A 10,669-nucleotide genomic window follows, 5' to 3' on the forward strand; every position below is an offset into this window, starting at 1 on the left:
CCCTTCCGCTAGTTAATGCAAATTCATCATCTCCTGCAATTATTGCAAGCTTCGACGGCCGCGTCCGCAGCGCATCGCAGTTTCATTTCGCGTCAAAGCCTTAATGCTGCGACGGGAAGGATTTTTTGAACTTATATTTGCTTTTATTTTAAAACAAAAAAACACCGTTCTCTAATGATTTAGAACGATGTTGTAATACAATCTTACTGTTTTTCACTTTGACGCAGCTCGGAAGGTAGCTTGCCTATATGCAGTTTGAACAGCCGATTAAAATTGGATAAATTGCGGAATCCGCAATCAGCCGCGATTTGTATAATTTTGGAGTCTGTCGTCTCGATCAAGCTGACCGCTTTCGAGAGCCTAAGCTGAATTAAATAATCCATCGGCGACGTGCCGACCGTTTGGACGAACAGGGCGCTGTACCGCGACGGACTTAAATGCGCCATCTCCGCTAACTTGCCAAGCGTCCACGAATAAGCGATATCCGCCTCGATTGCGCGCAGCGATTGGCGGATCGGCTCAACCCCTCTTGTGCGAAGCGCGGCTGCTCCGCCCTTTTTCGCAAAATAGCGATTGATGTAGGCAAACAGCCGAATAAATTGAGAGCGCACGATTGCCTCGTAGTGAGGCTCTTTCGTTTTATATTCGCGCTCCAGATCGAGCAGCATTTCACCGAATCCGGGAACCATGGGGTGGCTGCCGGGAAGAACGTGGTCAAACCGCTGCCCCAGCTCACGAAAAGGCTGCAGCAGGTCGGTATCGTAACGCTGCTCTGTCGCAAAATAACCGCCGTCAAACATAATAATTTGCATAACCAGCCCTTCATTCTCAAAGGCGCGGTGCAAATCGTTGGAGTTAATGAGCACAATATCTCCTTGATGAAAGTCGTGACGGGTACCGTTGATTAGAACATGTCCGCTTCCTTTGACAATGTAATTGATCTCGAATGCGGAATGCCAGTGCAGCCGTTGAAAGGTCGGGCTGACCCCCTCCGTCTGCGACACCAGAATAGGAAAGGACGCCGGAAGCGCGATGTAATCCGGACTGAGCTGCAGATGCGTTTTGATCAAAGGCGATTTCATGTCTTCTGCTACCCCTTTCCTTGAACTTGCGGAGAATATACTCAGTATAACAGAGGCCCCGGGCGGAAAACTACGTGCCGCACAGCCAACTGCCGCCACATATGCAATCCCGGTGTTCAGAAGAAAGAGCCCCGACTCGAATCGCACAAAGGACTGGACTTTAGGCGGAGCACAAGACTGGGCTTCAGTTGTTCAAATCTCAGGCTGACGGTTGATATACTACTCCTTGGAAATACATACTTGAAAAAAGGAGCACTATCATGAACCGAACGACTGGCAGCTTCACTCCTATACCACCCCGAGGAAATAACGAAAAAATCCGCAGAGCCCGGAAGGGACTGCTTTACTTTTTCGCAATGCTTATCCCGCTCTCTATACTTAGTTATGTGCTAGTCTCGAAACAAACCCCGATGTCTGTACTGCTGCTCATGTGGTCGCCTGCCTTGGCCTCCATATTTGCCCGTCTGATGATGCGTGAAGGCACGTCTGACATTTCCTTGCGCTTCGGAGGACGCCGATTCTTTAAGAGTCTTCCGTTCGTTCTGCTGTTCCCGATTTTCATTGGACTCGTTTCCTACGGAACTGCCTGGGCGACGGGACTTGTCGAATTTGTCGCTCCGGACACTTTTATTAAAGCACCTCCAGCAGTAATTTTCACAGGTCTTCTGTTGGCCCAAATGGTCGCAGGCACCGCTATAGGTATAATTACCAGTTTCGGCGAGGAGCTTGGCTGGAGAGGCTATATGCTCACCCGTCTAATCGATGCTCGCATTCCTGCTCCGATGCTAACAAGCGGTATCATCTGGGGACTATGGCATCTTCCCGTTCTGTTTATGGGACTATATTATTCGGGTCCTAACCTTGCGTTATCTGCGCTGTTGTTCATGGTAAGCTGTACGTCGATGAGCTACATTATCGGACGCGTGCGAATGACTACCGGCAGCTTATGGCCTGCCGTGCTCCTGCACGCATGCTGGAATGCCGTCATCCAAGACGTTTTCGACGCCTTCTCCCAAGGGAGCAACGCGCTATTGTGGACGGGCGAGTCTGGCGTACTGGTCGCATCGGCTTTATTTATTGCGGCTGTGCTGTTGTCACGTAAGACGATGAATGTGAGACAGCTTTATTAGTTTTGAAAAAACGCCCGCTATTTGCTGAATCTCGTGCAAATAGCGGGCGTTTCTTTGTTTTCAAATCTAATTCTCACCAGATTGATCAACATTAAGCACATCAAGCAAAAACATGAAAATCGGAATGCCGATAATCAATCCCCATATGCCCATGAAATGCTGGGCAAATATAAGGATAATGAACGTATAGAACATAGGTAATTTTGTTTTTTGAGCATATAGTCTTGGGTTTAAAAGATACGTCTCAATTCCATGTATGACAACAATCAAAACAATTGACCAGATGACCAAAGAAAGTCCGCCAATTTGGTATCCAATCATACCTATTGGAATGAAGGAAATGACAACACCTGCAACAGGAATGAGGCTCAATAGGAACACCATAATGGTAAGTGCAAATAGATATGGATAACCTAATATCCATAGACCCGCAATGGTCAATACCGTATTAAACAATGCAATCATAAGCTGTACTTCGATTACTTTACCGAAAGAAGATGTGAATTTTCCACCGAAATATTTAAATTCCTTATACAGCCATCCTATTTTACTGCTGCCGAACTTTTCTGTGAATTTAACGACTTTATTTTTTTGCATAAGATAGAAGAAACTCAAAACAATGACGAAAAGAATCATTTCTACCGATTTACCAAGCTTCAAAATATAGTTGACTGTATTGCCCCAATAACTTTGGAAATCCAGTTTTTGAAGTATCTCGACAATCAGCTGGGCTGTATCATTTTGCGGCGGTGAATTTAGGAAATTTATACTGTAATTATACAGTTCTGCAACTTGAACCACGAGCTTAGGTACATAATTCAGGAAACCAATTACGATTCCCGAAATAAGGAGTACATAGATTACGATATTTACTACTATCGGAGATATAGGAATAAAGCGGGAAAGCTTCTTCGTAATAAATCCCTCTAAACGCCCTAATACAAAAGTAACTAGGAACACTAGAAGTATTAAATTGATCATATCCCTAAGTACGAATAGCAGAAGCGCAACTATTGCTAAAAATATTATCCTTTTCACGATGTGATTAGAAAAAAACTCTCTTAAAAATCCCATTAGCCTTCCTCACTTCTCCCATTCATTATTCATCAAGTCATTAGACTAATTATACTTCTTACGTACCCAATAAAACTACGTTTCTCATTTATTTAGCGGTAAAGGAAATTTACATAACTTTGGGACATTTGAGACCTAGTATAAGGAATTATCCCCACATCCACGCAAAAAAACTCTCTTTTATCTGGTTATAAAACACAAATAAAAGAGAGTTATTTTTAAATATCTATAGTTGCATCAAGCCCTAAAGGTCACATCACCTAAAGACGATTCAACCTATTCCCACTCGATCGTCGCTGGCGGTTTCGATGTAACGTCGTAAACGATACGGTTAACGTTCTCGACTTCGTTGACGATACGAACGGAGATTTTCTCGAGCACGTCCCAAGGGATACGCGCCCAGTCCGCCGTCATGCCATCGATAGAAGTAACAGCGCGAATGCCGACCGTATACGAATACGTACGAGCATCGCCCATTACGCCAACGCTCTTCATGTTCGGGAGCGCTGTGAAGTATTGCCAGATTTCGCGGTCCAAACCGTGTTTAGCGATTTCATCACGAAGAATCGCATCGGATTCGCGAACGATCGTCAGCTTCTCTTCCGTCACTTCGCCAAGCACGCGGATCGCAAGACCCGGACCTGGGAACGGCTGACGCCATACGATTTCGTCTGGCAGGCCGCATTCTGTGCCGACTTTGCGCACTTCGTCCTTGAAGAGAGTTTTCAAAGGCTCTACGAGCTTGAACTTAATGTCTTCCGGCAAGCCGCCGACATTGTGGTGAGATTTGATTGTTTGCGCCGTTGCAGTGCCGCTTTCTACGATATCCGTGTAAAGCGTGCCTTGCGCCAAAAATTCGAAATCGTCGAATTTCGCCGATTCCTCTTGGAACACGTAAATGAACTCGTTGCCGATAATTTTACGTTTTTGCTCTGGATCGTCCACGCCTTTAAGCTTGGACATAAAACGCTCGCGAGCGTCAATTTTGACCACTTTCATGTCGAATTTGCCGACGAAAGTCTCCATAACGCCTTCAGCTTCACCTTTGCGCAGCAGGCCGTGATCAATGAACATACAAGTCAATTGATCGCCAACTGCTTTGTGAAGCAGCATTGCAACGACAGAAGAATCGACACCGCCGGACAATGCGCAAAGCACTTTTTTATCGCCAACTTGCTGGCGGATCTCACGAATCTGATCTTCGATAAACGATTCCATCGTCCAGTTGCCTTCGCAACCGCACACTTGGAACAGGAAGTTGCTGATCATTTCATTGCCTTTTTCCGAATGACGCACTTCCGGATGGAACTGAACCGCATAGAAATGACGATCCGTATTGCTCATCGCAGCAATTGGCGCATGGTCAGTGCTGGCATCCACTTTGAAACCGGATGGAAGCTCAACGACATGGTCGCCGTGGCTCATCCATACCGTTTGACGCTGCTCCAGCCCGTGAATCAAACGGCTGTCAGCTGTAAAGTCGACTTCCGCTTTGCCGTACTCGCGTTTACCCGCGCGTTCGACTTTACCGTTCAACTGGTGGGACATCAACTGCATACCGTAGCAAATGCCGAAAATCGGAACGCCGATATCATAAATCGCCGGATCTACAAGCGGCGAGTTTTCTTCATAAACGCTAGCCGGTCCTCCCGAGAAAACGATGCCCTTCGGCTGCAATTCCCGGATCCGCTCCACCGACGTATTAAATGGCAGCAGTTCGCTGTAAACGCCCAAATCACGAATGCGGCGCGCGATCAGCTGGTTGTATTGTCCCCCGAAATCGAGAACAACGATGATTTCATTTGGCTTGTTCATTACCGAGCCTCCCTCAATTAATGTAGTAATTATATCTATAGCACTCCAAGGGAGTCAAGGACGAGCGATAGAACTGTACATGCCAATGCGGATGGAAATAAATTGGAACGACGGGATGCGCATAACTGCTAGCATTTTAAAAGGTTTGACGGTTTTATAGTTTAAGTAAAAAGAGCCCGCTCTCTTCACGAGAGCGGGCATTCAAAGGGGCAGTTTCAAAAGGCTAATGGAGCTTGTGCTTGCTAGACCGAAGCAGTCGAAGTACATCGGCCAGTTCATCGGGCTGCGGGGCAACCCAATCGTCGCGATGGCCGAACTTGGCAGCGTCGTCCCAGGCGACAAAGCTGACAAGCGCTGCCGCACGCGCCGGAGGAAGCGACTTCGTCAGCACGTCGGCGTATTCGCGTGCGGTCTGCTGCGCCTGCCTAGCGTGTATGCGGCGGTGCAGCAGCTGCCAGGTCGCAGCCGATACCGCTGCGAACCGCTGCTTCACAAGCGCCAGCGGAGCGAGCGCTTGCCGGCCCTTGACGCCGGAGCCAAGCTCGGCGTACGCGGCGCGATAGCGCCTCAGCGCCAGCGCAAGGCGAAGCCGCTTGCGCTGCGCCACCGCCGCCGCAGCGGCTGCCAGCGTCAGCGCAGCCGCGCCTGCGGCGGCTCCGGCGGCAGGCGAAGCTGCTGCTGCCTCCGCTCTCGCGGCGAGAGCATTCGCCCCTCGCCGTACCCCAGAGGCGGCCAGCGTCGCGGCCGCCTCAAGCTGCGCCTGCGCGCGCCGCCCCAGCAGGCGCGCGACGGCGCCTTCCGGCGCAGCGGCTCCGCTCGCCAGCGCCGCAACTGCTGTGCCGCGGCTGGCTACGTTCGCCGCGGCCATCTCCGCCGCCGTCCGAGCAGCGGCGGCTGCAGCATCGACGCCGCCGGCGAAGCCCGGCGTCGGATCGAACGGCACCCAGCCAGTGCCTTCGAAGTAAGCCTCCACCCAGGCGTGGGCATCTGTGCCGCGCACTTCGTAAGCTTTCATCCCGGCGCGTTCTTCTTCGCTCAACCCCCGCAGCAAAGCAGCAGTCGGCTCCGTCTCCGTCCCTGGGACAAAACCCTTCACCCAGCGGGCCGGAATGCCTTGCGAGCGCAGCATGACGACCATGGCTGAGGAGAAATGAACACAATAGCCGCTTTTTTGCTCGAACAAGAAATGGTCGACAAAGTCAGCCCCCGGAGGAGGCGTTTTACTAGTCTCCGCTGAGTACGCGTAATTGTTTTTCAGATAGGATTCAATCCCTTTTGCCTGCTCATAGCGACTAGTCACTCCGCCGCCCGCTACCTCTGAAGCTAGCGCCGCTACGCGGCTCGGCAATGATTCAGGCAGCTGCAAATAAACGGAGGCATCCGCTCCCAACTCTCCATCCTCGTCTCTACCGCCGCCTGTTGACCTTGCGGAGATACTGCGCTTTAATTCCTTTTCGTCAAACGAGACCAATTGGCTCTCGATTGTGTAGCGTTCAATCTTGGCCGTTTCGGAGGTTGCATAAGCCGCCTCACTATATGCATCCGTTACATACGTTCCAAGCTGGCGCTTCGGAATAGCCGTTTCAATGTGAAGCGGCTTGCTATCGGTACCCGACGCAAACAGAGGCCATCCTGAGGCCGGGTTCGCCAGCCGAACAGATTGAATTATCGCAGCACCCTTCGCCCCAGTACTCGATGACGCCGCTGAGGACTGTTCCGTTTCCTCACCCGTGCTCTCGCCTATGCCAATTGGCTTCAGCGTCTTTCGACTGATTCCGGCACTCCAGCCCCGGCCATCATAAAACGATTTGGATTCCCCTCTCCAATAAGCCTTCACCGGAGAAAGCCCCGTGAAGACAAGCGATTCGTCCTGTGAAAGCGCAGCTCCAAGCTTGCTGTCATCGAAGCCGTAGCCTGTCACGGCAGCGTCGCCCCCGTAGCTTTCGGCTGCGGCAATCGCTTGGTCACCGGGGTTGCTCAAGGACAGCAGCGATCGTTCCACCCGTTCGGCCAGAGCCGCCGTCCATACCGGCGGCTCTGGCTCGGACGACCGGCCAACGGACACCAATAGAGCGCTTCCGGCAACTAACAGCACCAGCGCGCATGAGGCAATAAGTCTGCCGCCTCCCGCGTTCAACGCCTTCTCACGAAAGCCTTCGCTCATCCGCTGCACGCGGGAGATGGTCACCATACCGGTCAAAAGCAATCCTTCGCAAGCTGTTCGCATCAATCCCGCCATAATATCCAAACCCAGCCATATATGAAGCGCGGTTAGATAAAGCACCGTCAACGCCGCAAGTCCGAGAGATAGCTGGCGCATCCACACGAGCGCTTGAAGCGCGGGGGCAAGCAGTGCCCAGCCTGCAAACAGCAGCAGCGTTCTCAGCTCTCCAGACATCGTCCATAACCCATAGCGGAATATATCGATTATGTTACTCCCCAGCGTGGAAGGCAATTGAACTAACCATTGCAGCGCGCTCTCCTCGCCACGATAAAGCTGCATTAAAGAAAATAAGCAGAGACCGACGCCAATCAACCCTGAAACGGTCCAATGCGGACGAAACAGGCCTACGCCCAGCATACAGCCGACGATTGCCAACAGAGGACCAAGCTGATAAAAAGCCCCAAGTCCGCTATCGTCCGTCCATGGCAGCATCCATTCGGCAAGCAAGCCAAACAGCAGAACGCTTGTTATAAGCCTGTAACCAAACGACAAATCGCTTCCCGATGCTTGATCAGTATCATGATGCATATCCGCCGACACCCCCCTCCGCCGCGAAAGGCGTTTCATTCATTTGTTCCGGAAAAGGAAGCCAGTTCACACGATAACCGCATGACTCCCAGTAACGCTGCTGTTCCCTCATTGCATAGGTGAGTATCGTCTGCTTTGTCACGATATGAAGGAACACCTCTCCGCCCTCTCTGGCGATATGCAGAGCCAGCTCTCTCCAGCTCTTCCCGTCATGCCAGTTACCGGTATAAAGCTGCACCGCCGATCCTTTACGCATTCCGCCTAACGCTAACTTGCCGCTATCAGGATGAAGCCCCTCTTCGCTCATTCGAAGCTTTGCAAGCCTCTCCAGCTGTTTCTGGACACTGGCTTTTTCCGCTTCTCCCTTTTGATCAGCAGCAACGATGCGGGCCGGAACCCCGCTGAGGGAGAATGCTTCCGATTGCTGGGCGGCCCAAGCGACGCAAGCATCGAATAAACGGGCGTCGCCGCCGTAAGCCGACACAGCGGAATCGACGACCAGCACGAGCTCAGCCCGTTCTGATTCAGCGTGCCGCTTCGTGTGCAGTCCTCTGCCTCTTGCTGCCGATCTCCAATCGATATGACGCGGCGAGTCACCTTCCCGATAAGGTCGACTATCGGGTCCAATACCTGAATAAAGCGTCCGGTCGACCGCTTCCGAAGGCAAACCCGTACCCATCAGCTCCAGCGAGGATTGATCAGCAGCATCCCGGCAAACCGTTCCGTCAGATGTGATGTCCCCGCCAGCCGGCTGCTTGGGCAGCGCCGGCAACGCCAGCAAACTGCCTTCGCACATGACATGGCGAGTAACGGCCGTTAATCCGAACAAATCGCCGACGGTCACCGTAACCGGTGCAAAGCGATGTTCGCCGCGATGCAAGCCGCGAAGCCGGTAGTCAATTTGCAGTTCCTTTCGAAGCAAAGAGGCTCCTACGAAACGGTACTCCGCCCTGCTTAGCTCTCCGTCAGTTACATTAATCGCCTCGTCCCGAATTGCGAACCATGCGAACGGAACAATCATTTTTCGTTTTAAGATAAGCCTGACAGGCACATCTCTCCCGGCGGCTCCATTATTCTCCGTCTTGCGCACCGCTTCCAATCCGGCAATAGCCGCCAAAGGAACGACTACGCTCGCGGCCATTATGGCCGTAAGCAGCGCAAAAACAAACGTCTCTACCGCTCCGCCGCGCATGACGACTGCCGTCAGACTTACACCCCAGCCAATTGCTATAACCGTCCATGCTCCTATGCGTGTCCGATACATCGGACGACTCTGACTCGTACGATCTCGCCGCGTTTTGCCGCTGCCATCCTTCCTGCCGCTATGCTGCCGTCGGCTGCTAGTATCATAGGACTGATCACCGATCATCCCACTCTTCTCGTGTGCCTTAACAGCCTTCGTCCTTCTTCCACGTGGAGGCAGGGGGCCAAGTGCCACAGCTGCACGATCAGCAGCTTCCCCCGCCGACACAGATGCAGATGCCGATCCAGCCGTCCCAGCCTCCACAACCCCTTGAGCCTCTCCAGTGACTCTCGCTTGCCTGCTTCGCTCAGACCCGGACGTAGCAGAAGCTGCAGCCCCATCCGCAGCCGCGCCTCTCTCCTGTATGTCGCTTGGCGACGTCAGCGCCTTCGTCGCCTCTCGGTCCGCGCCCGCACTCATCGCGCTCTCCCCATTCGCGCCTCTCTCCTGTCTGTCGCTTGACGACGTTAGCGCCTTCGTCACCTCTCGGTCCGCGCCCGCGCTCATCGCGCCCTCCCGCCAACGGATGCATAGCCCGATGATCCCGGCAGCTTCACATCGCGCAGCAGCCGTGCAAGCACCGTTTCCGCCGACTTGCCTGCACCGCGCATACCCGTGCTGCCTTCCAGACGATGGGCAAGCACAGGAGTCGCTGTCGCAAACAAATCGTCCGGCAGCACGTAACGTCTGCCCTCGATATAAGCGCGCGCTTGAGACGCTCGCAGCCAATCTCTCCCGGCGCGCGGGCTTAATCCATAAGCCAACTCAGACGACCGTCTCGTCGCATCCGCCACATTCACGATGTATTCGAGCAGCGCCGGATCAACATGTCCGAGCAGCGCTTCCCTTTGCATGCGCAGCCATTCGTTCGGCATCATTGCCGGCCTCAACTGCAGAGGATCGACGCGCCTGCCGGAAGCGTATTGTTCCAGCAGCCGAATTTCGTCGGCCTGCGTCGGGTATCCGATCGATAAGCGCATCATAAAACGATCCAACTGCGCTTCGGGCAGCAGATTTGTTCCCTCGTAATTCAGCGGATTTTGCGTCGCTATCAGCAAAAATGGTTCCGGCAGCTTGCGCGTCTCTCCATCAACGCTTATTCGCCGCTCTTCCATCGCTTCGAGCAGCGCCGACTGCGTGCGCGGGGCAGCGCGGTTGATTTCATCGGCCAGCACAATATTCGCCATAATTGGACCCGGACGGAAAACAAGCTCGCCGATTCGGGCATCCCATATCCCCCCGCCGACGACATCCGCAGGAAGCATGTCCGAGGTGAATTGAATCCGCTTGAACTCGCCTCCCAACGCTCGGGCGGACGCTTGAGCAAGTATCGTTTTGCCGACTCCCGGCATGTCCTCCAGCAGGACATGGCCGCCTGCGAGCATCGCCGTCAACGTCAGCTTCACCGTCTCTCTTTTACCAAGCAGCACGTTTTCTACTCTATGAATCCATCGCCCGAGCAAGACTTGCGGCGGTTCCGGCCAGCCATGCTCCTCCCGCTCCGGCATATCGTTAAATTTCGGGGCTATCATCGTCCAATCAACCTCCTGAAAAATGAGATTCTATCTATTTT

The 10,669-nt window shown here is 52.8% G+C and carries 7 protein-coding genes; 1 reads left to right on the forward strand and 6 read right to left on the reverse strand.

All coding sequences use genetic code 11. The features are described 5' to 3' along the window. Positions 1–203: 203 nt before the first annotated feature. On the reverse strand, positions 204–1,082 hold the full coding sequence (locus tag ACFVTB_RS03920; protein WP_387745485.1) for a helix-turn-helix transcriptional regulator: 879 nt from the start codon (positions 1,080–1,082) through the stop codon (positions 204–206). Between the two features lie 260 nt (positions 1,083–1,342). Here ACFVTB_RS03920 and ACFVTB_RS03925 point away from each other — a divergent pair, with 260 nt between their 5' ends. Continuing rightward, positions 1,343–2,212 carry a CPBP family glutamic-type intramembrane protease gene (locus ACFVTB_RS03925; protein WP_387745488.1) on the forward strand — a complete coding sequence of 290 codons (870 nt, stop codon included), beginning with the start codon at positions 1,343–1,345 and terminating at the stop codon, positions 2,210–2,212. Positions 2,213–2,278: 66 nt separating this feature from the next. On the opposite strand, the gene ACFVTB_RS03930 is transcribed toward ACFVTB_RS03925, so the two are convergent. From ACFVTB_RS03930 to ACFVTB_RS03950, 5 genes are all read right to left on the reverse strand, one after another. Continuing rightward, a complete protein-coding gene (locus ACFVTB_RS03930; protein ID WP_387745491.1) occupies positions 2,279–3,286 on the reverse strand; it encodes an AI-2E family transporter in 1,008 nt (335 codons plus the stop codon). 276 nt (positions 3,287–3,562) lie between these two features. Then, positions 3,563–5,101: a glutamine-hydrolyzing GMP synthase gene (gene guaA, locus ACFVTB_RS03935; protein ID WP_387745494.1), complete on the reverse strand. Its 1,539-nt coding sequence runs from the start codon at positions 5,099–5,101 to the stop codon at positions 3,563–3,565. A gap of 223 nt (positions 5,102–5,324) precedes the next feature. Further along, complete coding sequence (locus tag ACFVTB_RS03940; RefSeq protein WP_387745497.1) at positions 5,325–7,853, reverse strand: DUF4129 domain-containing transglutaminase family protein; 2,529 nt, start codon at positions 7,851–7,853, stop codon at positions 5,325–5,327. Further along, positions 7,843–9,603, reverse strand: a complete 1,761-nt coding sequence (locus tag ACFVTB_RS03945) for a DUF58 domain-containing protein (protein WP_387745500.1) — start codon at positions 9,601–9,603, stop codon at positions 7,843–7,845. The genes ACFVTB_RS03940 and ACFVTB_RS03945 overlap by 11 nt, the downstream gene beginning before the upstream one ends. Beyond that, positions 9,600–10,628, reverse strand: a complete 1,029-nt coding sequence (locus tag ACFVTB_RS03950) for an AAA family ATPase (protein ID WP_387745503.1) — start codon at positions 10,626–10,628, stop codon at positions 9,600–9,602. The genes ACFVTB_RS03945 and ACFVTB_RS03950 overlap by 4 nt, the downstream gene beginning before the upstream one ends. Positions 10,629–10,669: the final 41 nt, after the last annotated feature.

It is taken from the genome of Paenibacillus sp. NPDC058071 (assembly GCF_042885235.1).
GTDB lineage: Bacteria > Bacillota > Bacilli > Paenibacillales > Paenibacillaceae > Pristimantibacillus.